The organism is Ruegeria sp. AB6, assembly GCF_056542685.1.
Map to the genome: position 1 here is coordinate 147,237 of NZ_JBQGAD010000008.1, position 26,561 is coordinate 173,797.

Consider the following 26,561-nt stretch of genomic DNA (forward strand, 5'->3'; position numbering starts at 1 on the left):
CGAGGGCGTTCTAGGGCACGGGTGTCAAAGTTTCACGAAACTTGCGCATGTTTTCCTGATAATGCAGCGCGCTGAACGTGATCTTTTGCGCCGCAGCCGCATCCAATTCTCGCACCACCTTGCCCGGTGCACCCATCACCAGCGAATTATCCGGGATTTCCTTGCCTTCTGTGATCAACGCCCCTGCCCCGATCAGGCAATTCTTTCCTATTTTTGCGCCGTTCAGGACAATTGCCCCCATCCCGATCAGAGTATTTTCCCCGATCGTGCAGCCATGCAGCATGACCTTATGCCCAATGGTGCAGTTCTTGCCGATCGTCAGCGGATAGCCCGCATCAATATGCATCACGCAGTTTTCCTGCACGTTGCTGCCTTCGCCCACCCGGATCTCTTCATGATCGGCGCGTATGGTGCAGCCAAACCAGACCGAGGCCCCCTGCTCCAGCACCACCTTCCCAATCAGGTTCGCATCGGGCGCGACCCAGGTGTCCTCGTGGATTTGCGGCGTGTGCGGGCCGAGGGCGTAGACGGTCATGACAATTCCTCGAATTCGTTTTGCAGTGTGCGAACGTGGTTTTGCAGCACCGGTTGCTGAATACGCCGCATGCGTTCGGCGCTGACGATGGTCTTCAGCTTTTCCTCGGTCGCATCCAGATCGTCATTCACCAGAACGTAGTCGTAATAGCCCCAGTGGCTGATCTCATCCCAGCTTTTCAGCATCCGCTTGGCGATCACGTCGGCGGCGTCCTGACCCCGGCTTTCCAGCCGACGACGCAGTTCGGGGATCGAGGGCGGCAGGATGAAAATCGACAAAGCGTGCTTGCCTAGATCTGAGTTGCGAATCTGTACCTCGCCCTGCCAGTCCACATCAAACAGCACGTCTTTGCCGCTGTTGATCGACTCGCGCACCGGCCCCGCAGGTGAGCCATAGAAATTCCCGAATACATGCGCGTGCTCCAGCATCTGACCGTCGGCGACCTGCTGTTTGAACGCATCCTCGCTGAGGAAGAAGTATTCGCGGCCATGTTCCTCACCCGGACGTGGGGCGCGCGTTGTGGCCGAGACCGAGAATTCAAGGTCGCTGTCCCACTGCATCAGCCGCCGGGCCAAAGTGGATTTGCCCGCCCCCGAAGGTGAAGACAAAATGATGAGTAGGCCGCGTCGATCCGCCATAAGGGTGTTCCTGTCGTTATTCCACGTTCTGCACTTGCTCTCGCATCTGATCAATTACGGCTTTCAACTCAAGCCCTACCGAGGTCAGTTCGGCGCTTTGCGCCTTGGAGCATAAGGTATTTGTCTCGCGATTGAATTCCTGCATCAGAAAATCCAGCTTGCGCCCCACGGCCACATCCTGTGCCAGCAAGTCACGCGCGGCCGTGACATGGGTTCTGAGGCGGTCGATTTCCTCGGTCACATCCGCTTTGACCGCGATCAGCGCCAGTTCTTGCGCGACCCGGTCCGGATCTGCGCTTTGTGCGTTTTCCAGCACGCGGGCCAGATTTTCGCGTAAGGCATCGGCCATCTTGTCCTTGCGCTGTTCGGCCAGCGCGGCGGCCTGATCGGTGAAAGATGCCACCTGATCCAGCTGGCTGTCTAGAACCTTGGCCAGCGCTTGCCCCTCGGCCTCGCGCATGGCGATGAACTCGGCCAAAACGGTCGCAAATTCGGTGCTGAGCTGCTTTACCAGAGCGGTCGGATCATCCACATCGGCCCCTGCATCCAGCATGCCTTTTAGCGCCACCAAATCGGCAGCGCTTGGCGTTGCAAGTGCTACGCCAGCTTCCTCCGCCATCTGCTGGGTGCGCTTCACCGCCGCCAGGGCTGCGGCCATGGCCGTTTCGTTCAACACGATCTCAGGCGCGGATTCGTCCCGGTTCAAGCGCAGCGACAAGGTGACATTCCCCCGGCTCAGCGCCTTGGACATCTGCGCCCGCAGCGCCGCCTCCAGCCCGGTCAGCCAATCTGGAACGCGAATGCGCATGTCCAGCCCCTTGCCGTTGACGCTGCGCAGCTCCCACGTCCAGCTATGCGGCCCCAAAGCGCCTTTGCCCGAGGCGAAGCCCGTCATGGATCTGATCATAGCCGACCTTTCGTTATAGCCCATGGCCCTATTCCGCCAGCACCTAAAGCCAACCACCAGCGCAGGGCAAGAGTTTGCTGAGTTTGTCGCATCCAGTACGCAGTTAACCATTCATTAAAGAATTCCTCCAAAATTGTATTAACCCGTGTCAATCTGGTTGCTGTTGGGGTGGTCAGTGGGTGATGTCCCCGATATGTGGCATTTTATGAAAATGACGGTCGATTGACGCTAGGGTGATGAAAATGAAGACGTTTTTCGGGAACAGTTCCGGGTCAAACTTTGGAAAGATCGTCGCAATGGATCGTTTTGACAGCGGGCGCAGCCTGTCCCCCATCCGGCAGGCTGAGGCATATTGGACAGCGTTGCTGACGGGCGACGGTGTGCCCATGCGGTCGCAGATTGATCCGCGCGGACTCGAGAATATTCTGGAATACACCTTCATCCTGGAACGCATCGCACCCGGTCTGGCAAGGTTTCGCCTTGCGGGCAGCCATCTGAACAACCTGGCAGGTATGGAGGTACGCGGAATGCCTCTGACAGCGTTTTTCGAACCCGGTGCGCGGACTCAAATCACCGACGTATTGGAAGAAGTCTTTGCCAAGCCCGCGATTGCGGAGCTTGGGTTGATCTCGTCCGGCGCACTGGGTCGCACCCGAATGCAGGCACGGATGATCCTGCTGCCTTTGAAAAGCGATCTGGGTGATATCAGCCGCATTCTGGGCGTGATGGTCAGCGACGGTGTGATCGGTGCAACCCCACGGCGCTTTGACGTCTCGGATCAGAAACTGCGCCCCGTCTCAGATGTTCAGGCCCCTCAAAAACCGGCACGGCCGTCTGAGGTTGGTTTTGCCGAGGATCAGACAGATTTTAAACATCCGGGATCGCATCTGCGACTGGTCGTGTCGCGCGACGACTGAGTTCGGAACCCGATGTTATTTTAGAACCGGCAACCAAATCGTCTTGCCGGTTTTTTTGTCTCGCCCAACCTCGCGCTCGAACCGGCCATCGGCGCGCATACGGGTTCTTGGATTCTCGATCGGATCGAGATTCTGCAAGTAAGGCGTCAGGCAGTAGAAACTCTGTGACGCCTTACGAAAATGCCGACGGCGCAAACGTGCCCAAAGGAAGCTCAGCCCAAACAACTTGGCCCCCTTTGGGTTCGCGTAAAGAAGCGCGCCGCCTTAGCCAACCGCGCGTTTGGTGCGGTCACGGCGCAGGTTCGTCAGTTCTTCGGCCACAAGGAACGCCAGTTCCAGCGATTGCGACGCGTTCAAACGCGGGTCGCAAGCGGTGTGGTAGCGGTCCGAGAGGTCCTCTTCCGTCACTGCGCGCACGCCGCCAGTGCATTCGGTGACGTCCAGACCGGTCATCTCGAAATGCACGCCGCCGGGGACGGTGCCCTCGGCCTGATGGACGCCAAAGAAATCACGGACTTCGCGCAGGACCGAATCGAATGGGCGAGTCTTGTAACCCGTGGCCGACTTGATCGTGTTGCCATGCATCGGATCGCAGACCCAGGTCACATTGGCACCCTCTTCCTTGACGGCCTTCACCAAGCGCGGCAGATGCTCACCCGCTTTGCCTGCACCAAACCGCGCAATTAGGGTCAGGCGACCCTCTTCGTTTTCGGGGTTCAGCTTGGACATCAGAACCTTGAGGTCTTCGGCAGTCGTGGTCGGACCGCATTTCAGACCGATCGGGTTCTGTACGCCCCGGCAGAATTCAACATGCGCGCCGTCGGGCTGACGGGTACGGTCGCCGATCCAGATCATGTGACCCGAGCCAGCCAGCCAGTTGCCAGAGGTCGAATCCAGACGGGTCAGCGCCTCTTCGTATTCCAGCAGCAGCCCTTCGTGGCTGGTGTAGAATTCGACGGTCGAGAACTCGTGCGTGGTGTCGGCGGTGATTCCGGCAGCATCCATAAAGTCGATGGTGTCCTGAATGCGGTCCGCGATCTCGGAATATTTTTGAACGTCCTGCTCATCCGTGAAGCCCAACGTCCAGGAATGCACGCGGCTCATATCCGCGAAACCACCAGTCGAAAACGCGCGCAGCAGGTTCAGCGTGGCCGCCGCCTGCGTGTAGGCTTGCAGCATCTTGGACGGATTCGGAATGCGGGCCTCGGGAGTGAAGGCCAACTCGTTGATGATATCACCACGGTAGCTGGGCAGTTCCACACCATCCACCACTTCGGTCGGGGCACTGCGCGGTTTGGCGAACTGACCGGCCATACGGCCAACTTTGACCACCGGCACCTTCGCACCATAGGTCAGAACCATCGCCATCTGCAGCATTACCTTGAACGTGTCACGGATCGCATCCGCGCTGAATTGTTCAAAGCTTTCAGCACAGTCGCCGCCTTGAAGCAGGAACGCCTCACCCCGTCCAGCCGCAGCCAGGTGTTGTTTCAACCGCCGTGCCTCGCCCGCAAAAACCAGCGGGGGATACTGGGCAAGCTGGGCCTCGACCTTGGCCAGCGCGGCCGCGTCGGTATAATCTGGCATCTGAACTCGGGGCTTGTTGCGCCAGTTCGTTTTTTGCCACTCGGTCATAGCTTTGATCTCCGCTGAAGTATTCAGGTCGTCTCTATACAAAATGCGTGACAGAGTGACCATATCCCAATTGCGCCCCCTTGACGTCGTAAACAAGCTTTGATCATGGTGGTTTTAATACGTGCCGCCGGACCTATCGTCCCCTGGCGGCGAATCAAGGACACCTCGCCATGCAAGAGCAACGCCAAGTTGTCACGGTGCAAGACACTGCGGCCAACCCTAAGAATTTCGTGTTTGTCCTTTTGGACAAGTTCTCTTTGCTGTCTTTTGCGTCGGCACTGGACAGCCTGCGCATCGCCAATCGTATGGCCGATAAAGAGCTGTACACCTGGACCTTTGCCGGTGAAGGCGGTGACACCGTTACATGTTCGGCTGGGGCCAACTTCAAACTTGATTCCGATCTCGTTGAACTACAGCGCGATGCCGTGATCCTGATTTGCGGCGGCGTAGATGTTCAGAACGCCACCACCAAGAAGGTGCTGAATTGGGTACGACGCGAGGCGCGGCGGGGATTGAAAATTGGCGGGTTGTGTACAGCAGCCTTCACTCTGGCCAAGGCTGGTTTGATGGATGGCAAACGGGCGACAATCCACTGGGAGAATTCGGACAGCTTCATCGAGGAATTCGATGAGGTCGAACTGACGAAATCCGTGTTTCAGATCGACGGTAACCGGATGACGACGGCGGGCGGGACTTCGTCCATCGACCTTATGTTGAAGATCATCGCGGATGACTATGGTGAAGATCTGGCGAATGCAGTAGCGGATCAGATGATTTATTCGTCGATCCGCACCGATCAGGACACGCAGCGCCTGTCGACCCCCACCCGGATCGGGGTTCGGCATCCAAAGCTCAGCCAGGTCATCCTGATGATGGAAAAAAACATCGAAGAGCCGATCTCGCCCTCGATTCTGGCCAAGGATGTCGGCATGTCCACGCGCCAACTGGAACGGCTGTTCCGGCGCTACCTGAGCCGCTCACCCAAGCGGTATTACATGGAGCTGCGGCTGCACAAGGCGCGAAACCTGCTGATGCAGACCGATATGAGCGTGATCAACGTGGCGCTGGCCTGTGGCTTTGCCAGCCCGTCGCATTTCTCGAAATGCTACCGCGCCCATTACAACACCACGCCATATCGCGAGCGAGGCGCTCAAGGCGGGAAACTGTCTGTTTAACCCGGTGTCATCCGGTAAACCGCCCCCAGCCCGACAGAGATAAACCAGATCGCCCCGTCCGGCGCTTCCACAATATCGCGGACTCGTTCGGTCGCTGAGCCCTCGATCTTTTCGACCTCGGTCAGGGGCGATCCTGCGAGACGGGCAATATAGTCCAACTTCAGGGAGCCAACGAATATATCGCCGGCCCATTGCGGCCATAGCTTGCCGGAATAAACCAACAGACCCGAGGGTGCGATGGACGGGTCCCAATAAAATTTCGGCTGTTCAAGCCCATCTTTGAAAGTTCCCTCGCCAATCTTCTTACCCGAATAGTGACGACCGTACGAAATGATCGGCCAGCCGTAATTCCGTCCGGGTTGGATCAGGTTCACCTCATCCCCGCCGCGCGCACCGTGTTCTGCGGCCCACAAGCGGCCCTGAGCGTCCAATCCGGCCCCCTGTGGGTTGCGATGGCCATAGGACCAGATTTCGGGCCGAACATCCGGCGCCCCCACAAACGGGTTATCCGCAGGAACTGTTCCGTCACGGTTCACGCGGATCACTGAACCAATAGGGTTGGACGTTTCCTGCGCTTGGGGACGGTCGCCGCGATCCCCAATAGTGACAAATAAAGTGCCGTCGTTGGCCTCGACTACACGCGAACCGAAATGTCGACCACCGGACCCTCCGGGAACGGCTTCGAAGAGGACCCGCAGATTGGTCAGCCGATCCTCGCTTTCAGACAGCCGCGCCACGGCTAGGGCGGTACCGGCCCCACCCCGTTGAGGCTTTGAGAACGTCAGAAAAATCTCCCGGCTTTGCGTGAAATCACGGGCGATTGTTACATCCAGCAACCCACCCTGTCCGTTTGCCGCAACCTTTGGGACACCGCGCACCTTCTTTGCCTTGCCATCCGAGACATGCAGCAACTCTCCATCCCGTTCTGTCACCAGAAACGATCCGTCAGGCATAATTCCGACGGCCCACGGCGTATCCAGCCCCTGAACCATCGGCTCAACCTGCACTGAGCCCGAAGGGGTGCTTAAGACCTCAGCACGCAGCGGGACGCTTAGCAGCGTCAAAAGAAGAAGCGCAAATGCTCGGACCATCATTTTTCCCTTCAAAATCACTGCGTCAGCCCTATGAGACCAAATAGCTTTCCTTTGCGCAAAAACACGTTTGCGTTAGGACTTTTCTTTTCCGAGCAGCTTGCCTAGGGTCGTGACCAGAACGAATACGTTCACAATAGGGAGTAACCATATGAAAAAGCTGCTTACTGCAACTGCGGCATCCGCTCTGCTGGCTGGTCCGGCTCTGGCCGAAGATATCACGCTGGGCGTCCTGTTCGGCTTCACCGGCCCGATTGAATCACTGGCCCCGGCGATGGGTTCAGGTGCGGAACTGGCAATGGCCGAAGTCACCGAATCTGGCAAGCTGCTGGACGGCACCAAGGTCAACGCGTCCCGCGCCGATACTGGTTGTATCGACAATGGCCTGGCGACCTCGAACGGAGAGCGTATGATCGCAGATGGCGTTGCTGGCATCATTGGCGGCGACTGCTCGGGTGTGACCGGCGCGATCCTGCAGAACGTCGCTATTCCAAACGGCATGGTGATGATTTCGCCATCGGCGACTTCGCCCGGCCTGTCGACCATGGAAGACAACGGCCTGTTCTTCCGCACCGCGCCGTCGGATGCGCGTGAAGGTCAGGTGATGGCGGACATCCTGAATGACCGTGGCATCAGCTCGATTGCACTGACCTACACCAACAACGATTACGGCAAGGGTTTGGCAGACGCGATCCAGTCCTCGTTTGAGGCGTCAGGTGGCGAAGTGACCATCGTTGCCGCACACGAAGACGGCAAGGCCGACTACTCGGCCGAAGTGGGCGCGCTGGCCTCGGCCGGTGGCGACATTCTGGTTGTCGCGGGTTATCTCGACCAAGGTGGTCTGGGTATCATCCAGTCGGCACTGGACAGCGGTGCGTTTGACACGTTCGGTCTACCCGGAGGCATGATCGGTGACTCGCTTCCCAACAATGTTGGCCCCGACCTGAACGGCTCGTTCGGTCAGATCGCCGGTTCGGGTGGCGAGGGCGCCGAGAAGTACTTTGCGATGGCTGAAGCCGCCGGTTTCGACGGTTCGTCGCCTTATTCGCCGGAAGCCTATGACGCAGCTGCGCTGTTCATGCTGGCCATGCAGGCCGCAGGCTCGACCAGCCCCGCCGATTACGGCAGCAAGATCATGGACGTCGCCAACGCACCGGGTGAAAAGATCTACCCAGGTGAGCTGGCCAAGGGTCTGGAACTGCTGGCCGCAGGTCAGGACATCGACTATGTCGGCGCGTCCGGCGTTGAGCTGATCGGCCCCGGCGAAAGCGCGGGTTCGTACCGCGAGATCGAAGTGACCGACGGCGAGAACAAAACCGTCAACTTCCGTTGATCCAAGGTTAACAGTCATAAAAACAAGCAGCCCGGGCCTTGTGTCCGGGCTGTTTCAATGACAAAAGCCCGCACCATTCGTACAGGGATGTGGCAACAACGCCGAAAACGGCGGCTAGGGGAAAAGATGATCGTCGTCGAAGACGTGCACAAGCATTTCGGCGGGTTTCATGCGGTGGACGGGGCATCGCTGGAAATCCAAAAGGGCTCGATCACCGGTCTGATCGGGCCGAACGGGGCCGGAAAAACCACTCTGTTCAATGTCATCGCGGGCGTGTTGCCGCCGACCAGCGGCAAGGTGTTCATGGATGGTGAGGATATCACCGGCCTGCCCCCGCATGAGCTGTTTCACAAGGGCCTGCTGCGCACCTTCCAGATTGCGCATGAATTTTCTTCGATGTCCTGCCGCGAGAATCTGATGATGGTTCCGGGTGCGCAATCAGGTGAATCGCTTTGGAACACGTGGTTCGGGCGCAAACGCATTGCCGATGAAGAACGCGCATTGAAGGCCAAGGCCGATGAGGTGCTGGAGTTCCTGACCGTCGAACATCTGGCCGACCACAAGGCCGGTCAGGTCTCGGGCGGACAGAAAAAACTGCTGGAACTGGGTCGCACCATGATGGTCGACGCCAAGATCGTGTTTCTGGACGAGGTTGGCGCGGGCGTGAACCGTACCCTTTTGATGACCATCGCCGACACGATCCTGCGCCTGAACAAGGAACGCGGCTATACCTTCGTGGTCATCGAACATGACATGGATTTCATCGGCAAGATCTGCGACCCGGTCATCTGTATGGCTGAAGGCAAGGTGCTGGCCGAAGGTACTCTGGATCAGATCAAGGCCAATGAGCACGTGATCGAGGCCTATCTGGGCACCGGCCTCAAGAACAAGGACAAGCTGGAGGCCGGGGCATGAGTGATAACCCTTATCACGACGACAAGGGCAACAAGGACGCCTCGATCACCAACACGCATGGCGTCGGCACCATGACCCCCGCCCATCGTAAAAGCGGTGAGACGCATAAGGTCGAGGGCGGCCCCTTCCTGATCGGCGACACCATGACTGGCGGGTATGGCAAGGGGCCAGACATTCTGCACGACTGCACCATCGCCGTGGAAAAGGGTGAGATTGCGGTAATCGTCGGCCCCAATGGCGCGGGCAAATCCACCGCGATGAAAGCCGTGTTCGGCATGCTGGACGTGCGCTCGGGCGCGGTGCGGCTAGACGGTGAGGACATCACCAACCTCAGCCCACAAGATAGGGTGATGCGCGGGATGGGCTTTGTGCCGCAGACCTCGAACATATTCACGTCGATGACGGTGGAAGAGAACCTTGAGATGGGTGCCTTCATCCGCCGAGACGATATTTCGGGAACGATGGAGCAGGTCTATGACCTCTTCCCCATCCTGCGCGACAAGCGCAATCAGGCGGCCGGAGAGCTATCGGGCGGTCAACGCCAACAGGTCGCCGTGGGCCGCGCGCTGATGACCCAGCCCAAGGTGCTGATGCTGGACGAGCCGACCGCTGGGGTCTCGCCAATCGTGATGGATGAATTGTTCGATCGGATTATCGAGGTGTCGCGCACCGGGCTGCCGATCCTGATGGTCGAACAGAACGCCCGCCAGGCGCTGGAAATCGCGGACAAGGGATATGTGCTGGTTCAGGGGCGGAATGCCTATACCGGTACGGGCAAGGAGCTGCTGGCCGATCCCGAAGTTCGTAAGAGTTTCTTGGGGGGATGAAGATGAATAAGTTCTTTTTGCTTCTTGCAGTACTTATGGCAACGATCTCACCCGCTGCGGGACTCACTAAAACGATGCAGTTGAAGGAGACAGGAAAGAGCCTTCAGTGCAATGCAGTGCACGATTGTGAACCTCCTCTGGATTGTGGAGACGGCACCTCCAATGAGTGTACACCCAGAGTAGGATACTGTGTCGATCCAATCAATTTCTCGCTTCAACCACTCTCCCCCGTCGATCCGGAAGTGAAGGCATCATTTGTTAAAGTTAAATACAAGGATGTCGAGTTTGTTTTATCTGGACAAGAAAAAGACGTCTATCTCTTCGTCTCTGGAGACGTGTCTAAAACGGACCTTGATCGCTGGGAGATACTTCTCGCAAACAAGGAAAAAATTCGGGTGGAAGAACGACTTGTGAACACCATCCCATCTGTTCGAGCTTACATCGGCACTTGCGAGGTTGGCAAATAATGGACTTCCTCAACGCCCTTGTGGCGCTCTCCAACTTCGTTCTTGTTCCCGCAATCGCTTATGGCAGCCAGTTGGCGCTGGGCGCTCTGGGGGTGACGCTGATCTATGGCATCCTGCGGTTCTCGAACTTTGCCCATGGCGACACGATGGCCTTTGGCGCGATGATCGCCGTTCTGGTCACGTGGGGTCTGCAAGCCGCAGGGGTCAGTTTCGGGCCGCTTCCGACCGCTCTGTTGGCCCTGCCCTTTGCTATTCTGGGCTGTATCGTTCTGGTGCTGGTCACGGACAGACTGGTTTACAGGTTCTACCGCGAACAAAAGGCCAAGCCGGTCATTCTGGTGATCGTGTCGATGGGTGTGATGTTCATTATGAACGGGATCGTACGGTTCATCATCGGCCCGGATGACCAGCGCTTCTCGGACGGAGAGCGTTTCATCGTCTCGGCGCGCGACTTCAAAGCGATGACCGGCTTGCGTGAGGGGTTGGCGATCAAGACCTCTCAGGGCATCACCGTAATTGTTGCCGTTGTCGCCGTTGCGCTGCTGTTCTGGTTCCTGAACAAAACGCGCACCGGCAAGTCGATGCGGGCCTACTCTGATAACGAGGATCTGGCCCTACTGTCCGGCATCAACCCGGAACGCGTGGTGATGATCACATGGATCATCGTTGCCGCGCTGGCGACCACGGCGGGCGTGCTCTATGGCCTCGACAAAAGCTTCAAGCCCTTCGTCTATTTCCAGCTTCTGCTGCCGATCTTTGCCTCGGCCATCGTGGGCGGGCTTGGCAATCCGCTGGGGGCCATTGCGGGTGGCTTCATCATCGCCTTTTCCGAGGTGACCATCACCTACGCGTGGAAAAAGGTACTGACCTATCTGGCCCCTGAAAACCTTGAGCCCTCTGGCCTGGTCCAATTTCTGTCCACTGATTACAAATTCGCCGTAAGCTTCGTGATCCTGCTGATTGTGCTTCTGTTTAAACCCACGGGCCTGTTCAAGGGGAAAGCGGTATGACCGAGACTGTCAAGAACACGCTGCTTTTCGTTGCCGTCGGCAGCCTGATCCTGCTGACCGGGTTCACGCAAAGCTGGAACGCGGCGATCCTGATCCTGAACATGGGGCTGATTTCGGCCATCATGTCCATCGGGGTGAACCTGCAATGGGGCTTTGCGGGCCTTTTCAACGTCGGCGTCATGGGCTTTGTCGCGCTGGGCGGGCTGGCGGTTGTGCTTGTCTCGACCCCACCGACGCCGGGCGCATGGACCGGGGGGGGCTTTGGCGTCATCCTCGCGCTGCTTCTGGGCGCCGCGACGGTTGTAGCCGCTGTGATCACCGCGCAGAAGATGCCCAAAGGGCGGGTGCAAACCTTGGCGATCATCGGCATTCTGATTTTCGGATTCTTTGTCTACCGAGCCATTTTCGACCCCAACGTCGCCGCGATAGAGGCCATCGACCCTGCGGTCGCGGGTAATATCGGAGGCCTGAACCTGCCCGTTCTGCTTGCTTGGCCCGCCGGTGGTCTGCTGGCTGCTGGTGCGGCGTGGCTGATCGGGAAAACCGCGCTGGGTCTGCGTTCGGATTATCTGGCGATTGCGACGCTGGGTATTGCCGAAATCATCATCGCCATCATGAAAAACGAAGACTGGCTGGCCCGCGGCGTCAAGAATGTCTACGGCATCCCGCGCCCTGCGCCTGTGGTCGGCTATGAGGTCGAGTTGCAAGCAGATCCCGGATTCATCGCCCGCGCCGAATGGCTGGGTCTTGATCCAGTCACGGCCTCGACGCTTTCGGTCAAGCTGGGCTATTCGCTGCTGTTCACCATAGTGCTGCTGGTCCTGCTTTGGATGGCACAGATGGCATTGAAAAGCCCATGGGGACGGATGATGCGCGCCATTCGCGACAATGAAGTTGCAGCCGAGGCGATGGGCAAGGACGTCACCCGCCGCCATTTGCAGATCTTCGTTTTGGGCTCCGCGATCTGCGGTATTGCGGGCGCGATGATGACCACACTGGACGGGCAGCTGACGCCGGGCACCTACAATCCGCTGCGCTTTACCTTCCTCGTCTGGGTGATGGTGATCGTCGGCGGCTCGGGCAACAATTTTGGCGCTGTTCTGGGCGCGTTCCTGATCTGGTTCCTGTGGGTCCAGGTCGAGCCGATGGGCCTTTGGCTGATGAACCTGATTACTTCAACCATGCCCGAAGGCAGCGCATTGAAGGCGCATCTGATCGACAGCGCTGCCCATATGCGCCTGTTCACCATGGGTTTGATACTGTTGATCGTCCTCAGGTTCAGCCCACGCGGATTGATACCAGAAAAGTAACAGTTATCTCAAAAGCGACGAAACCGTGCCTCTTTTCAGGCGCGGTTTCTTGATCTAAGCGCACTGTCCGTCTAGACGGGGTACAACCAGTTTGGCATTGGCCGAAATCCCACGCGTTTACGGGAATTTAGAAAATCCGTAGAATGATGCGACCACCCTGTTGAGTATAAAAGAGTTCACATGACTTCGACGCTGACCAAATCACTGCTGCTGCTTCCTCTGATCGCCGGATTGGCAGCTTGCGTTCCAAGCCCGGAAGATTTTGAAACCACACCGGTCAAAGTCCAAACTCCGAAGGGTGAAGTTACGTGCCAACTGTACCGCCCTGATCGCGTCATTTGGGACCGCGCGATTGATTTCCCGGCCACCAAAATGACGGTCCCCGAGGCGGACGCCTATTGCAAGCAAGAAGGCCAGCGCCGCCTTAAGGGATAAGCCCGTCGCCGGAGCGGTCCGCGACTGTCCCCGGCCCTACCTGCTTTTGAACAACCCGCCCAGAATGCCGCGCACGATGCGGCGGCCTGTTGTTCCTTTGAGTTCTTTGATGACCGCCTCGCTCATGGCGGAGGCAAAGCTGTCCTTCTTGCGCATCACGCGTGAGGATGACCGCCCAACCCGGCTGCCGGAGTATCTGCGTGCCGTTGCGAATTCCCGCTCGGCCACGGATTGGGTTTCGATTTCTTCCTCGGCCTTTTCTGCCGCCTGAGCGGCCGCATCTGCGCGGGTCTGAAGGATTTCAAAGGCCGATTTTCTGTCCTTCAGCTCTCGGTACTTCGCCTCCATCGACGAAGCGGCAACAATGGCTTGACGCTCAGCCTTCGTGATTGGCCCCAACTGAGACCCCGGCGGACGAATCAAAGTCCGCTCGACCACGCCAGGTACGCCCTTTTTCTCCAGCATCGAAGTGACCGCCTCGCCTACGCCGACCTCGCGGATCGCGGCTTCGGTATCGAAAGCGGGGTTCTCTCGGTAGGTCTCCGCCGCCAGACGCAAGTTCTTGCGGTCGCGCGCGGTGAAGGCCCGCAGCGCATGTTGAACCCGGTTGCCCAATTGGCCCAGAATATCTTCGGGTATGTCGGCGGGGTTCTGGGAAATGAAATACACCCCCACGCCCTTGGACCGGATCAGGCGTGCGACTTGTTCCACCTTGTCCACCAAAACCTTGGGTGCATCTTCGAACAGAAGATGCGCTTCGTCGAAAAAGAATACCAGTTTAGGCTTGTCGGGGTCGCCCACCTCGGGCAGTTCTTCGAACAATTCGCTGAGCAGCCACAGCAGGAACGTCGCATAAAGCCGGGGCGACCCCATCAGTTTGTCCGAGGCGAGAATGTTCACGACCCCCTGCCCTTGCGTGTCGGTGCGCATAAGATCAGCCAGTTCCAGCGCGGGCTCACCAAACAGGTTCGCGCCGCCCTGATTTTCTAGCACCAGCAGCCGCCGTTGGATCGCACCAATCGAAGATGTCGAGACATTGCCAAACCGTAATGAAAGCTGGCCTCGGTTCTCTCCCACCCAAACCAGCAGCGATTGCAGGTCCTTGAGGTCAAGCAGTGGCATCCCTTCGTCATCAGCCACACGGAAGGCAATGTTCAGGATACCTTCCTGCGCCTCGCTGAGGTCCATCAAGCGCGATAACAGCAGCGGACCCATCTCGGTTACAGTGGTGCGGACGGGATGACCCTGCTCTCCGAACAAATCCCAGAACGTGACCGGACAAGCGCCATAGCTATAGTCCGAAAACCCGATTGTCTGGGCGCGATCCTGAAACGCCTGATGAAGTTTGTGCGCTGCGCTGCCCGCCTTGGCCAACCCCGAAAGATCGCCCTTAACATCCGACAAAAATACGGGCACCCCGGCCTGCGAGAAACCCTCTGCCAGAATTTGCAGAGTCACTGTTTTTCCGGTCCCGGTCGCACCTGCGATCAGCCCGTGGCGGTTGGCGTATTTCAGCGTCAGGTTTTCCGGTTCGCTGTAGCCATCCCCGGCTCCGCCCAAAAAGATATTGTTTTGCATATGAAATTTGCCCCAATTTCCACCGGTCTGAGGGCAGCATACAAATTTAACAAATAACTGCGATAGTCTATTCGCCGCCTGTAACCAAACCGGAAGCAGGCGGCAGACTTCCTCCCTGTCGACTGGCCGCGCCTTTGGGCGCGGCTTTTTTCAAGAAAACCGCCGAAGTGATCAATTTTTCAGGTTAGCAGTTGACCGCCGCGATTCCCTCTCGTAACGTCTGCGCATAACTAAGTCGGCCAGTCCGACGGGGAGAAAATTATAGAAAAGGGAGCCGCTCCACCGGCTCCCTTTTTTTTGTTGCTCCAACGATAGTTTTCATCTGTGGACAGGCAAAAATCCGATCACATCAACGCATTTTCTTGGCATAGTGCCTGACACCCTGCCGGAACAATGTTAGACCGTGCAAAAAGCGTATCCACAGAACCGAGGCGTTCATGATCAAGAAACTTCTCACTCTCAATGTTGTTGCCGCCATGCTTTGGGCCGGGGCGGTCGCGGCGCAGGAAAATCAAGCCGACACTACAACTGCTCCGCAGAATCAGGCTGGTGCGGATTTGGATCTTGGCGAGGAAGGACCACGCGTAGGTAGCCGCTACATAAAAGAAGAGCACGGTGATTGGATGATCTCGTGTGTGAAGACTGAAGCAGGTGAAGATCCCTGTTTCCTCCGCCAAATTCTGGCCGGTGACCAGGGGCAACCCATTGCTGACATCACTATTCAGAATCTGCCCGAGGGCTCTCCCGCTGCCGCCCGAGCAACTGTCGTAGTTCCGCTTGAAATCCTGTTGCAGGCACAGCTTGCTCTGTCCATCGACGGCGCACCTGGCAAGCGGTACAACTATCACCATTGCAACCCGGTCGGATGCCTCGCACAGCTTGGGTTCACTCAAGGTGACATTGACGCAATGAAAGCAGGGACAACGGCAACGCTGTCGTTGGTGTCTTTGTTGGCACCGACTCAGTTGTTGGAAATGGAAGTGTCGCTGGCCGGATTCACCGCTGGTTTTGATACGCTTGAGCCAGCGCAAAACTAACCGAACCGCCGGAGCGCGCTGTCAAAAGACAGCGCGTTCCTTTTAGACTTGCCTTAGAGCAAGAACAGCATTCAGGCCACCAAAGGCGAACGCATTGCTCAGCGCGACTTCTACCTTGGCTTTGCGGGCTTCGTTCGGAACCACATCCAAAGCGCATTCCGGGTCAGGTTCCTCATAGCCGATCGTAGGCGCAATCACGCCGTCACGCAGTGCCATAATGCAGGCCAACAGTTCTACCGCGCCGGTACCGCCGATCAGGTGTCCATGCATGGATTTGGTGGACGATATCATCAGATCATCCGCATGCGGACCAAAGACATCCGCCACAGCCGCGCATTCGGTCTTGTCATTGGCCGCCGTGCCGGTTCCGTGCGCGTTGATATAGCCCACCTGATCGGCATTGATCCCACCATCCGCCAAAGCGCCCGAAATTGCCCGAGCCGCGCCTTGTTTGCTGGGCATCACGATATCTGCGGCGTCCGAAGTCATAGCAAACCCCACCACCTCACACAGGATCTCGGCCCCGCGCGCGCGGGCGTGTTCGTATTCTTCAAAGACAAAAACACCTGCGCCTTCGCCCTGAACCATACCGTTGCGGTTTGCGCTGAACGGACGGCAGGCGTCTTTGGACATGACCCGCAGCCCTTCCCACGCCTTGACGCCGCCAAAGCACAGCATGGATTCCGCTCCACCCGTCAGCATCGCCGGGGCCGCGCCGCTGCGCACCATCTGGAACGCCAGCGCCATCGCGTGATTTGACGAGGCACAGGCGGTCGAGACCGTAAAGCTGGGCCCTTTGAGGTTATGTTCCATAGATACGTGGCTGGCCGCCGCGTTGTTCATCAGCTTGGGCACGACAAAGGGGTGAACCCGGTTCTTACCGTCCTCATAGACCGAGCGGTAATTGTCATCCCAGGTCGACACGCCGCCACCGGCTGTTCCCAAAACAACGCCTGAGCGCGCCGCTAGATCGCCATGAAATTCGATCCCAGACTGTTCGATTGCTTCTTTTGCCGCCGTCAGGGTGAACTGCGTAAACCGATCATACAGGGTCATCTGTTGGCGGTTGAACCGGCCCTCGGCCTCAAACCCGCGCACCTGACCGCCAATCTTGATGGCAAGGCGCTCGACATCGCGGAACTCAAGTTCGGAAATTCCGCAGCGCCCTTCTCGCATCGCCTCAAGCGTCGCCGGAACGGAGTGGCCCAACGAGTTGATCGTGCCCGCACCGGTAATAACAACGCGTTTCATGATCCTGCGTCAGACCTTTTCCGACACGAGCTTTTCGATACCGGCGATGATCGCAGCGACATTCGAGATGTCAAAATCGCTGGCTGTCGGTTCGTTGGCATTGAACGGGACTGAGATGTCGAACTCTTCCTCGATGGCGAAGATGCTTTCGACCAGCCCAAGGCTGTCGATCCCCAGATCTTCGAGCGTACTTTCGGGCGTCACATCCGAAGGGTCCAGCACGGCCTGTTCGGCGATGATGGCGATGACGCGATCGGTGATGCTCATGTCGATCCTCTGATTATCCCGTTGAGGGTGATTTAATCACTCGGAGACTGTTTGAAAACAGCCTTTTTCAACGCCTCTACGTCACGGGCCATACGCGGCAGGCGGCGTTGCGCTTTGTAAATGTCCGTATGAGATTCCATTTTTATTCCCGGATAACCCATGATGACACGGCCCGCTGGTACGTTGGACAGGATCTTTGTGCCACCGCCTGAGATCACGCCGTCGCCAATAAAAATATTGTCGACCACACCGGTCTGACCGCCCAAAACAACGTTGTTTCCAATCTCGACCGAGCCTGACACACCGGTTTGCCCGCACAGCAAGCAATCGCGCCCCACGCGGGTATTGTGGCCCACATGGACCAGGTTATCCAGTTTCGAGCCGTCGCCGATCTGGGTATTGCGGATCGTACCATTGTCGACAGTGCAGTTGGCGCCAACTTCGACATCATCACCGATCTCGACCGCGCCGAGTGAGTGAATGCGCAACCAGCTTTGGGCCCGTGCGTCGCCCTTGTCGCCCATGGTCTTGCGCACGTTTTCGACGTCCGACACCTCGGGCGTGACAAAGCTGAATCCGTCGCCGCCGATACGCGCGCCGGGTTGAGCAATAAAGCGGTCTCCGATCTGTGCGCGGGCACCGATGCTGACCATTTCGCGCAGCATGGCGTTCTGACCCAGAACTGCATCCATCCCGACCACACAATGCGCCCCGATAACCGACCTCGCGCCGATTTTCGCCCGAGCGCCGATCACCGCCAATGGGCCGATCGAGACGTCTTCGCTGATCTCTGCCGTTGGGTCGACAACGGCTGACGGGTGAATGCCGGGCGCAATCCCCTGCCCCCGGTCCAGCATCGTGGTGATCCCCGCCATTGCCATCCGTGGACGCGGAACAAAGATGGCGGCCTGCAACCCCATGGCCTGCCAATCCGCACCTTCCCACAACACGGCCGCGCGGGCCGCGCCGTTGCCCAAAGCCTCGGCATATTTGGGGGACATTGCCATCGCCAGATCATCAGGACCTGCATCCGCCGGTTCCGCTGCGCGCGCGATGATCAGGCTAACATCGCCCTGACATTCCACGCCAAGGGCTTGGGCAATTTGCTGGATGGTATAGTGCATGTCGGGTTCCCCGGATTAAGGCTTAACCCGGTGACTACCCCTGAACGTCCGGCAGGGCTACCCCCGCTTTCTGCAAAGCGTCCCAGATTTTCTGGTCACGGTCATAGACGTCGCGGCGATACTGAACTTCGCCCTTGGGGCCGATATAGGCCGTGCGATAGATCAAATGCACCGGGACGTGCTGTTTCAGAGGCACCGTGGTTTCCTTGCCGGTTGCCAGAACCCGCTGGAAAAACGCCCTTGGGTTTTCCTCCTGCTTGGCCAGCAACGCATAGGCAAACTCAAAGGGTTGCGCCAGCCGGATACAGCCATGCGAAAACGCCCGCGACTCGCGCGCGAACAGAGATTTCTGGGGCGTATCATGCAGATAGATATTGTACTGGTTGGGGAACATGAACTTCACCAACCCCAACGCATTACTTTTGCTGGGCGGCTGACGCATCGCAAACGGGAAGTTGCGCGCGGTGAATTGCGTAAAGTCCACCGCCCCGCGGTCGATCTGCCGCCCGCTGCGGTCAGTGATATGGATATGGTTCACCGCATTCGGGTTCGATTGCAGCTGCGGCAGGTATTCTTTTGTGATGATCGAGCGTGGTACATACCAACTAGGGTTGATGACCATGTGCTCCATCTCATCCGAGAACTCCGGGCTGCGGCGATCGTGAACGTTCTTTCCAATGACCGCACGGGTTTCAAACGTCACCAAGCCGTCATCTACGATCTTGGCCGAGAAATCCGCTTGATTGACCAGGATGTGCCGCTCGCCCCGTTCACGCGGCAACCAGCGTTCACGCTCCAACGCAACGTAGACAGCCTTAAGCCGATCAGCGGCCGAACGGTTGAGATCGGTGATCGTCCCTTGCCCCGCGACACCATCGGAAGCCAGACCATGGGCCGTCTGAAAGTCCTTTACTGCGGTTAGCATCGCGTCATCAAAACGCGGACTTGCCGTCGGCTTCAGATACCCCATGGCAACCAGACGGTTGCGCAACTTGATGACGTTGGGACCGGTATCACCAAGTTCCAGCTTGTCCTGAGGCACAGTCGCACCCCATCCGCCCTGATCGATCAAAGCTTTCAAGGCCACTTTCTGCTTCATCAATGCCCGATACTGGGCGGTCTGCGGCGCAAGTTGATCAAAATAGGCCGCGTTCTCGGACACGACCCCTTGCAAATGATCCACGGTCGAGCGGCGCTGTACCTTGCGCACCAACCCCTCATCGATATCCGCAGGCCGGAGCGCTCCGGAATAAAGGTCATTTGCATATGCGATAAAGGCCCGGCTCAGCGCCATTTCGACAGCGCCCAGATCCCGGACCGAACGGGCCTCTTGCATCTTGGTCAACAGCGCCTCGACGTTATAGGCATCGGGCAGGCCGTGCCTATGGGCAGTGGCCAACGCCTGAATCAGGCTCGCACGACGCGTCGCATGTTCTGGCGTCTCACCCACCCAAATCGGTGTAAACCCGTTCGCGCGGTAAAAATCAGCAATCTCCGACCCGGACGGAGCAGATTCGGCCACGGCCATCTGAAAGGCAGTGGCAGGTTTGTCGGGAGTGTTGGCCACGCCGGTCGTGGCCGCCAAGCAAGCAGCAAGAGCGAGAACACTGGATGCACGAAAAAATGCTCGCATGGGATAACCTTTATTCTTCAACACTCTACGCGCGCCTGTATCCACGCCGAACAAATATGCTGGCCGGTCGACGGGCTTGTCCATTCACAAATACATCACATCGATGCTTCTTTACCCGCCTGATGCGCGTTTGCATCGACCACAGTCCCGCTCACCCTTGGCGCCTGAAAATTATACGCATTTGTGTCATCTGCGCAAAAAACTGCCGAAAATTCCCCCTTGAAAAGATGAATATGAAAGACTTCTTGGCTGGATTTTGCGTCTGTGCCATAAAACCCGTACTTGGGATGGGAAAAAATTAAGAACGCGCACGTAACATCGTGTGCAGGCAGGAACAGTACGGGACGAACATAAAATGACGACGAGCAGTTCCTCGGGTATGACCCGGCGGGCCCTATTGGGCGCATTTGCGGCAACGGCAGTGGTTGCAGCACCAACATATTCCAACGCAGCAGGTTTCCTCCGCGGCGGCGGCGACATTCGCCGTATCCGTATGTATTCCGGTCGCACCGGCGAGCGTATCGATATGATATATTGGGTCGATGGGAAATACATCAAGGATGCTGTCAAAGAAGTGAACCACTTCATGCGGGACTGGCGGACGGATCAGGTCAAGGACATGGACCTGCGCACCATCGACATCATGGCGGCTTCGCATAATCTGCTGGACGTTGACGAACCCTATACGCTGCTGTCCGGCTACCGCTCACCTCAGACCAACGCGATGCTGCGGTCCCGGTCGCGCCGTGTGGCCAAGAACTCACTTCATATGAAGGGTCAGGCCGCTGACCTGCGCTTGTCATCCCGGTCAGTCTCGCAGATGGCCAAGGCCGCTATGTCGTGCCGTGCTGGGGGTGTGGGCAAATACTATCGTTCGAATTTCGTGCACATGGATTGCGGCGATATCCGTAGTTGGGGCGGATAAGCACCAACATACAAAACCAACCCGTATTCTCGACCGCCGGCCCCCAAGACCCGGCGGTTTTTTCTATGTGTGCGCATCCCATGTTCAGACTCAATCGACCTGACGAGCGAACAAGAAAATTCAAAGGAAAATGGCGCACCTGAGAGGATTCGAACCTCTGGCCTCTGCCTTCGGAGGGCAGCGCTCTATCCAGCTGAGCTACAGGTGCCTTGGCCGTTAGCTAACCTTGTTCCGATCCGGGCGCAACTGCAAATCTGTCCGGATCAGACAGGTTTCACGCAAAGAGATCATGCGCCAGTTCCAGCGCGTCGATCATTGTGTCGACCTCATCCTTGGTGTTATAGAGGCCAAAGCTCGCCCGGCAGGTGGCCGTGACCCCGTAGAAATCCATCAACGGACCGGCGCAATGGTGGCCCGCGCGCACTGCAACGCCTTTCTTGTCCAGAATGGTCGATACATCATGCGCGTGCCCTGCCCCGTCCAGCGTAAAGCTGAAAATGGCCGCCTTGTCCGCGCAAGTTCCCTGAACCTGCAACCAATTCAAACCCGTCAACCGCTCCATCGCATAGTCGCGCAGACCAGCTTCGTGGGCGGCAATGTTCTCCATCCCCAAGTCCATCATGTAATCCAGCGCCACGCCCAACCCGATGGTTTGCACGATGCCCGGCGTTCCGGCCTCGAACTTCATCGGTGGATCATTGTAGATCACCTGATCCTTGCTGACCTCTTTGATCATGTCACCGCCCCCGATGAAGGGGCGCATTTCGGCCATGCGGTCGGATTTGATGTAGATCGCACCGGACCCGGAGGGGCCATACAATTTGTGACCCGTGATCGCATAAAAGTCGCAACCGAGGTCCTGAACATTGACCGGCATATGGACCGAACCCTGGCTGCCATCGACCAGAACCGGAACACCTTTGACATGGGCCCCTTCCGTGATCGCCTTGACGTCCACAACGGTGCCCAAAACGTTGGAACACTGCGTGACGGCAACCAGTTTGGTCTTGGGGCCGATGGCGTCGATGACAGCCTGTGGGTCCAGCCCACCTTCGGCATCCACATCGACCCATTTCAGGACAACACCCTGCCGTTCGCGTAGAAAATGCCAGGGGACGATGTTGGCGTGATGTTCCATCACGCTCAGCACGATCTCATCGCCTGCCTGAAGACGCGGCATGGCCCAGCCATAGGCGACAAGGTTGATCCCTTCGGTCGTACCAGAATTCAGGACAATCTCATCCTCATCCGCGGCCCCCAGAAACTTCGCAATCGTACCGCGCACCGACTCGTATTTCTCGGTCGCCAGATTGGACAGATAGTGCAATCCACGGTGTACGTTTGAATATTCCTCGGCATAGGCGCGAGTCACCGCGTCGATCACCACCTGCGGCTTCTGCGCCGAAGCGCCGTTATCCAGATAGGTCAGCGGTTTTCCGTTTACTTCACGCGACAGGATCGGAAAGTCCGCGCGGATTTTCTGTACGTCATACATGGTATTTTCTTCCCTATACGGGGCCGCTGGGCATCAACATCAGGACAAATGGAACTGCAAGAACAGCAGATAACATTATGACCCAAAAGGATTTCAAGATCGAACCGAACTTATGCGCTTCATTGATGAAATGAAGTGTGATGTAGAGGCTGACGATGAAACTGGCCAGCACAAAAATCACCATCAGAAACGGCAACGCCATGGCGATCATCAGTGTCACCAGCAGCGCTGCAACTTGCAGAAACTGCAACCAAACCATCAGGGTCATGACATCTTCAAACGAGGCCACCCCGCCCAGGAACCGTCCGATCAGCAAGAACGCAACGATGCTGTACAACAGAATGCTGGCAGATTGCAGCAAGCCCAAAAAGACCGGCTGAGATGGCGCGGCCAGATCCCCCTCGGGGACCATCACAAGCTGTTGCGCAGCGACCTGAGACAACCCGTTCAGCACAACCGCAAGGAAAAACGCCAACCACAGCGCCTCTCGTCCCGGACGCAGGGTCAGCAACTGTCGTGCCGCGTCGGCCGGGCTTGTCACCGTCAAAACGGCCAAACTGATCAACGCTTGTACGCTCATTGCGACCCCCTCTGTGCTTGTCGCAACCCTGCCAGCCAGAACCACAGGAAGACCACGAACCAGATCAGCCCGACCGCAGTCAGTGTCGGCCCTGACCCGATGAACCCCGCCACCAGACCGTTCAACAGCACCAACGGGGATGAGGACAAAAGCGCCCAGAACAAAGCAACCCGCGCGCCGTAAGCTGTCCCCTTCCCTCCAACCAACCGCGCCGCGCCATACGAGATGAACGCCAGCAGGTAGAAGAACAGCGGCAGGATGATCACCGTGCCCAGCAACGCCCCGCCCATGAGCATATTCAGCTCAAGACCTTCCAGATGGGCACGGCGAGACAGGCCGGGTAATTGCGCAACGAAAGCCACAATGCAAAACGCCATCACAAAGACCAGCGCGCGATCTTCGCGCTGGCCCAGATCAAGCAGCCGACGCACAACGCGCCCTGGCCCGCGATACGTGGCGGCGATATCCGACGTCACCGGCATCAGCTGTGCCGCGACAACCAGCCTTCAAGGCGATCGACAATGGCCTGCGACAGGGCGTCATCTTCGATCTCGTCCACGGCCTCGGCCAGAAACGCCAGCGTCAGCATGTTGGTCGCCTCTTTGATCGGAACCCCGCGCGAGCGCAGATAGAACAGGGCCGTTTCATCAATCGCGCCCGAGGTCGAACCGTGCGAACACGCCACGTCATCAGCATAGATCTCAAGCTCGGGCTTGGCGAGGAACTGGCTGTCATCGTCCAGCAACAGCGATTGGCTGATCTGATAGCCATCCGTCTTCTGAGCGCCTTCCTTTACCAGAATCTTGCCCTGAAACACGCCGGTCGCGCCGTTGCGCAGCACTTTCTTGAACACCTGACGGCTTTCACAATTCACAGCGTCATGAGTGATGAAGACGGTATCGTCGTGGTGGAAGTCCCCGTCGCCAACGCAGGCACCGGCAACATGGGCCACCGCATCGTCACCGGTCAGTTCAACCACCTGTTCGTTGCGCGTCAGCACGCCATTCACGGTTAGGGTGAAGGATTTGTAGACCGATTCCTGCCCAAGCCGCGTGAACATATGGGTCGCCGCGCGACGTTCATGATCGCGGCCTTGCGCCCGCACGTGATGCAACACACCGCCATCGGCAATGTCGATCTCCATGCATTTGTTGAACCGCGAGGCGGCAGGGCCGTTTTCAAGGATCGTTACCTCGGCACCGCTTTCGACACGGATGATATGGTGCAGCATCGCGTCCGAGGTTTCCGAGGCATGGCGATAGATAAAGCTGATCGGCTTGGACGGTTTGCCCGAGACATGGATCGCGATCCCATCCGCCGCGAAGGCCGTGTTCAACGCCGCCAGAGGACGTTGCACAGGCGATTGACCCTGCGCTTCCAGCACGCCGTACAGCTCTTTCGCCCAGTGAATATCTTTGCAGCAGATATCTTCGATCCGATCGATGGTGACACCTTCCAGCGTCAGATCATCGGACTCTTCGGGGCTGAAAACGCCATCGACGAAGACGATCTTCAAACGGTCCAGATCGGCGAACAGCATCGCCTCGTCCGGGTCGAACAGCGCGGCCCGAGGGGCCTCGGGCGCGACCAGCGTATCCGGGCGGGTGTATTTCCAGTACTCATCTCGGCGACCGGGCAGACCCATTTCCAACACACGGGCCAGCGCGTCTTCGCGCGCGGCACGGGTGCAACCGGCGTCGGGCATGACCAGATTGGTCAGCCGCGCCTCAGTAGCGGTTTGTTTCACTTCGGGCAGCGCCATCAGTTCACCTCGGCCAGAATGTCGGCGTAACCGTTGTTTTCAACTTCCAGTGCCAGATCGGGGCCACCGGTTTTGACGATCTTGCCGTCCGCCATGATGTGCACAACGTCAGGTTTGATGTGATCCAACAAACGCTGATAGTGCGTGATCACAAGGAACCCACGTCCTTCGTCGCGCAGCGCGTTCACACCCTCTGCCACCAGCTTCATCGCGTCGACGTCCAGACCGGAGTCGGTTTCGTCCAAGATGCACATCTTGGGCTCGAGCATCGCCATTTGCAGGATCTCGTTGCGCTTTTTCTCACCGCCCGAGAAGCCAACATTGACAGGGCGTTTCAGCATGTCTGCGTCGATCTTCAGCGACTTGGCCTTGGCGCGGACCTCTTTCAGGAAGTCAGCCGCCGACAGCTCATCCTCACCGCGCGCCTTGCGCTGGGCATTCACGGCGGTACGCAGGAAGTTCATGTTGCCCACGCCCGGAATTTCGACCGGGTATTGGAACGCCAGAAAGACACCAGCGGCGGCGCGCTCTTCCGGTTCCATCTCCAGCAGATCTTCACCGCCCAGAGTCGCCGACCCATCGGTTACTTCATACCCGTCGCGCCCCGAAAGCACATAGCTGAGCGTCGACTTACCCGAGCCATTCGGCCCCATAATCGCGTGCACCTTACCGGCCTCGACCGTCAGATCGACACCTTTAAGTATTTGCTTTTCTTCTTCCTCAAGTTTCACGTGCAAGTTCTTGATTTCAAGCATGATGGAGTTCCGTTTCCTGACTGTTCGTTGAAAAGCTCTCCAACAGGTTCGACTGACTGCGTTCGATACCATCCTGGTATGTCAGCGTTGCCGGAGGCTCTTGTTTCGCTTTTTGCGCAATGTCGTCCACCCCAAGAGGCATGGGCAAAGCACGTTCTATTCCGGTTGCATAATCGTAGAATTTCAAACCGGGCTTCGTATGTATTTCCTTGTGGGTAAACCAATGGTTGGCCACGCCGTAGCTGTCGGCCACGATCAGCCCGTGTAGGCTGGACGAAAACACCACGCAGCACGCCGCGATCTCATCGCACACGACCTTGGCCGGGCGCCGCGTGTCGATAAGGCGAAAACGCGGGTCTGAGCCGACCAGATTCTGAATTGCAGGATCGTCAACCTCAGTGTGATGCGGAACGATGCCGATGATATCCTGCTGTGGTTCGCTCCGGGCATGCACCTTGGCCGCGAGTATACCGGGATCACCGTAGGTTACGCCCCGCAGGTTCAGCAGGGACGCCGTGATCGGCCCGCGCACGGTTTTCGGCGGCTGCAACGTCTCGACAAAATCGGCCGCAAGCGGTTCAAGACATCCACTTCCCCAGATCATCGGCTTATGTGACGATCCACGCCCCAGCGCCCCTTTGCGGGCCAATGACATGATGGACCCGATCGCAAACAAATCCGCCCGCACAGGTTTGGTCCAGACCACATCGCGGCCGGCCACGAAAGACACGACATCGCGTGACAGGTCATCGCCAAAATTGGGACGACTGGCCCACCAATACAGCTTGACCGGCTGCTTGTCGGGATGCGCTACAGACTGTTCCATCGCCTATCTCCGCCCCGCGCCAGCCCCGCGCAAAACCCCAGCGGTCCGCCGGGCGCAATACCCGGCAGGCGCAGTGGTTTTCAGCACATATTTCAAGTGCGCAGCCAATGTGAGACGTCCTTTTTGAAACAGG

27 protein-coding genes and 1 tRNA gene are annotated in these 26,561 nt (G+C 57.9%); 11 read left to right on the plus strand and 17 right to left on the minus strand.

The features are described from left to right. Positions 1-10 precede the first annotated feature (10 nt). From ACR0DB_RS16610 to ACR0DB_RS16620, 3 genes are read right to left on the minus strand one after another with little or no spacing between them, the layout of a single operon-like run. Positions 11-535, minus strand: a complete 525-nt coding sequence (locus ACR0DB_RS16610) for a gamma carbonic anhydrase family protein (RefSeq protein WP_170786778.1) — start codon at positions 533-535, stop codon at positions 11-13. Continuing rightward, positions 532-1,173, minus strand: coding sequence for a guanylate kinase (gene gmk, locus ACR0DB_RS16615; protein ID WP_480552135.1), 642 nt, complete (start codon positions 1,171-1,173; stop codon positions 532-534). Before gmk ends, ACR0DB_RS16610 begins: the two co-directional genes overlap by 4 nt. Positions 1,174-1,189: 16 nt before the next feature. Further along, positions 1,190-2,068, minus strand: a complete 879-nt coding sequence (locus ACR0DB_RS16620; RefSeq protein ID WP_480552136.1) for a YicC/YloC family endoribonuclease — start codon at positions 2,066-2,068, stop codon at positions 1,190-1,192. Between the two features lie 254 nt (positions 2,069-2,322). Between ACR0DB_RS16620 and ACR0DB_RS16625 the strand changes: the two genes are divergently transcribed. Next, positions 2,323-2,997 (plus strand): PAS domain-containing protein, encoded by a 675-nt coding sequence (locus ACR0DB_RS16625; RefSeq protein WP_480552137.1) that lies wholly within the window; start codon positions 2,323-2,325, stop codon positions 2,995-2,997. A 264-nt stretch (positions 2,998-3,261) separates the two neighbouring features. Here the strand turns inward: ACR0DB_RS16625 and ACR0DB_RS16630 are convergent, their stop codons facing one another. Next, on the minus strand, positions 3,262-4,632 hold the full coding sequence (locus tag ACR0DB_RS16630) for a class II 3-deoxy-7-phosphoheptulonate synthase (RefSeq protein ID WP_480552138.1): 1,371 nt from the start codon (positions 4,630-4,632) through the stop codon (positions 3,262-3,264). A gap of 170 nt (positions 4,633-4,802) precedes the next feature. On the opposite strand from ACR0DB_RS16630, the gene ACR0DB_RS16635 reads away from it, so the two are divergent. Further along, positions 4,803-5,807 (plus strand): GlxA family transcriptional regulator, encoded by a 1,005-nt coding sequence (locus ACR0DB_RS16635; RefSeq protein ID WP_170786786.1) that lies wholly within the window; start codon positions 4,803-4,805, stop codon positions 5,805-5,807. Here the strand turns inward: ACR0DB_RS16635 and ACR0DB_RS16640 are convergent. Further along, entirely contained in the window at positions 5,804-6,898 is a 1,095-nt protein-coding gene (locus ACR0DB_RS16640) for a PQQ-dependent sugar dehydrogenase (protein WP_480552139.1), read from the minus strand. The genes ACR0DB_RS16635 and ACR0DB_RS16640 overlap by 4 nt on opposite strands. A gap of 151 nt (positions 6,899-7,049) precedes the next feature. Between ACR0DB_RS16640 and ACR0DB_RS16645 the strand changes: the two genes are divergently transcribed. From ACR0DB_RS16645 to ACR0DB_RS16675, 7 genes are all read left to right on the plus strand, one after another. Continuing rightward, a complete protein-coding gene (locus ACR0DB_RS16645; RefSeq protein WP_480552140.1) occupies positions 7,050-8,231 on the plus strand; it encodes an ABC transporter substrate-binding protein in 1,182 nt (393 codons plus the stop codon). A 126-nt stretch (positions 8,232-8,357) separates the two neighbouring features. Next, on the plus strand, positions 8,358-9,146 hold the full coding sequence (locus tag ACR0DB_RS16650) for an ABC transporter ATP-binding protein (RefSeq protein WP_480552158.1): 789 nt from the start codon (positions 8,358-8,360) through the stop codon (positions 9,144-9,146). Then, positions 9,143-9,973 carry an ABC transporter ATP-binding protein gene (locus ACR0DB_RS16655; protein ID WP_480552141.1) on the plus strand — a complete coding sequence of 277 codons (831 nt, stop codon included), beginning with the start codon at positions 9,143-9,145 and terminating at the stop codon, positions 9,971-9,973. The genes ACR0DB_RS16650 and ACR0DB_RS16655 overlap by 4 nt, the downstream gene beginning before the upstream one ends. A gap of 2 nt (positions 9,974-9,975) precedes the next feature. After that, positions 9,976-10,440, plus strand: a complete 465-nt coding sequence (locus ACR0DB_RS16660) for a hypothetical protein (protein WP_480552142.1) — start codon at positions 9,976-9,978, stop codon at positions 10,438-10,440. Then, positions 10,440-11,450, plus strand: coding sequence for a branched-chain amino acid ABC transporter permease (locus ACR0DB_RS16665; protein ID WP_170786795.1), 1,011 nt, complete (start codon positions 10,440-10,442; stop codon positions 11,448-11,450). Before ACR0DB_RS16660 ends, ACR0DB_RS16665 begins: the two co-directional genes overlap by 1 nt. Beyond that, on the plus strand, positions 11,447-12,760 hold the full coding sequence (locus tag ACR0DB_RS16670; protein ID WP_480552143.1) for a branched-chain amino acid ABC transporter permease: 1,314 nt from the start codon (positions 11,447-11,449) through the stop codon (positions 12,758-12,760). Before ACR0DB_RS16665 ends, ACR0DB_RS16670 begins: the two co-directional genes overlap by 4 nt. A gap of 180 nt (positions 12,761-12,940) precedes the next feature. After that, positions 12,941-13,195 carry a hypothetical protein gene (locus ACR0DB_RS16675; RefSeq protein ID WP_170769773.1) on the plus strand — a complete coding sequence of 85 codons (255 nt, stop codon included), beginning with the start codon at positions 12,941-12,943 and terminating at the stop codon, positions 13,193-13,195. Between the two features lie 36 nt (positions 13,196-13,231). On the opposite strand, the gene ACR0DB_RS16680 is transcribed toward ACR0DB_RS16675, so the two are convergent. Then, positions 13,232-14,773, minus strand: coding sequence for a helicase HerA-like domain-containing protein (locus ACR0DB_RS16680; RefSeq protein ID WP_480552144.1), 1,542 nt, complete (start codon positions 14,771-14,773; stop codon positions 13,232-13,234). 437 nt (positions 14,774-15,210) lie between these two features. On the opposite strand from ACR0DB_RS16680, the gene ACR0DB_RS16685 reads away from it, so the two are divergent. Then, the gene (locus tag ACR0DB_RS16685) at positions 15,211-15,810 is read left to right on the plus strand and encodes an invasion associated locus B family protein (RefSeq protein WP_480552145.1); all 600 of its coding nucleotides are present in this window, start codon (positions 15,211-15,213) and stop codon (positions 15,808-15,810) included. A gap of 42 nt (positions 15,811-15,852) precedes the next feature. On the opposite strand, the gene ACR0DB_RS16690 is transcribed toward ACR0DB_RS16685, so the two are convergent. The 4 genes from ACR0DB_RS16690 to ACR0DB_RS16705 are packed head-to-tail and all read right to left on the minus strand — an operon-like array spanning position 15,853 to position 20,085. Further along, the gene (locus tag ACR0DB_RS16690; protein ID WP_170769776.1) at positions 15,853-17,061 is read right to left on the minus strand and encodes a beta-ketoacyl-[acyl-carrier-protein] synthase family protein; all 1,209 of its coding nucleotides are present in this window, start codon (positions 17,059-17,061) and stop codon (positions 15,853-15,855) included. A gap of 9 nt (positions 17,062-17,070) precedes the next feature. Next, on the minus strand, positions 17,071-17,328 hold the full coding sequence (locus tag ACR0DB_RS16695; RefSeq protein ID WP_170786803.1) for an acyl carrier protein: 258 nt from the start codon (positions 17,326-17,328) through the stop codon (positions 17,071-17,073). 32 nt (positions 17,329-17,360) lie between these two features. Further along, positions 17,361-18,452: a UDP-3-O-(3-hydroxymyristoyl)glucosamine N-acyltransferase gene (gene lpxD / locus ACR0DB_RS16700; protein ID WP_480552146.1), complete on the minus strand. Its 1,092-nt coding sequence runs from the start codon at positions 18,450-18,452 to the stop codon at positions 17,361-17,363. Positions 18,453-18,486: 34 nt separating this feature from the next. After that, the gene (locus tag ACR0DB_RS16705) at positions 18,487-20,085 is read right to left on the minus strand and encodes a L,D-transpeptidase family protein (protein WP_480552147.1); all 1,599 of its coding nucleotides are present in this window, start codon (positions 20,083-20,085) and stop codon (positions 18,487-18,489) included. 355 nt (positions 20,086-20,440) lie between these two features. Between ACR0DB_RS16705 and mepK the strand changes: the two genes are divergently transcribed. Beyond that, complete coding sequence (mepK, locus tag ACR0DB_RS16710; protein WP_170769780.1) at positions 20,441-21,010, plus strand: peptidoglycan L,D-endopeptidase MepK; 570 nt, start codon at positions 20,441-20,443, stop codon at positions 21,008-21,010. 131 nt (positions 21,011-21,141) lie between these two features. Here mepK and ACR0DB_RS16715 read toward each other — a convergent pair. The 7 genes from ACR0DB_RS16715 to ACR0DB_RS16745 form a co-directional block, all read right to left on the minus strand. Next, a tRNA-Arg gene (locus ACR0DB_RS16715) sits at positions 21,142-21,218 on the minus strand. 66 nt (positions 21,219-21,284) lie between these two features. Then, positions 21,285-22,505, minus strand: coding sequence for a cysteine desulfurase (locus ACR0DB_RS16720; RefSeq protein ID WP_480552148.1), 1,221 nt, complete (start codon positions 22,503-22,505; stop codon positions 21,285-21,287). 13 nt (positions 22,506-22,518) lie between these two features. Next, complete coding sequence (locus ACR0DB_RS16725) at positions 22,519-23,085, minus strand: Yip1 family protein (protein ID WP_480552149.1); 567 nt, start codon at positions 23,083-23,085, stop codon at positions 22,519-22,521. Next, positions 23,082-23,567 (minus strand): YIP1 family protein, encoded by a 486-nt coding sequence (locus ACR0DB_RS16730; RefSeq protein ID WP_170782406.1) that lies wholly within the window; start codon positions 23,565-23,567, stop codon positions 23,082-23,084. The genes ACR0DB_RS16725 and ACR0DB_RS16730 overlap by 4 nt, the downstream gene beginning before the upstream one ends. Continuing rightward, positions 23,567-24,847: a SufB/SufD family protein gene (locus ACR0DB_RS16735; RefSeq protein WP_480552150.1), complete on the minus strand. Its 1,281-nt coding sequence runs from the start codon at positions 24,845-24,847 to the stop codon at positions 23,567-23,569. Before ACR0DB_RS16735 ends, ACR0DB_RS16730 begins: the two co-directional genes overlap by 1 nt. Continuing rightward, a complete protein-coding gene (gene sufC / locus ACR0DB_RS16740) occupies positions 24,847-25,602 on the minus strand; it encodes a Fe-S cluster assembly ATPase SufC (protein ID WP_480552151.1) in 756 nt (251 codons plus the stop codon). The genes ACR0DB_RS16735 and sufC overlap by 1 nt, the downstream gene beginning before the upstream one ends. Next, entirely contained in the window at positions 25,595-26,428 is an 834-nt protein-coding gene (locus ACR0DB_RS16745; protein ID WP_480552152.1) for a glycosyltransferase family protein, read from the minus strand. The genes sufC and ACR0DB_RS16745 overlap by 8 nt, the downstream gene beginning before the upstream one ends. Between the last annotated feature and the right edge of the window lie 133 nt (positions 26,429-26,561).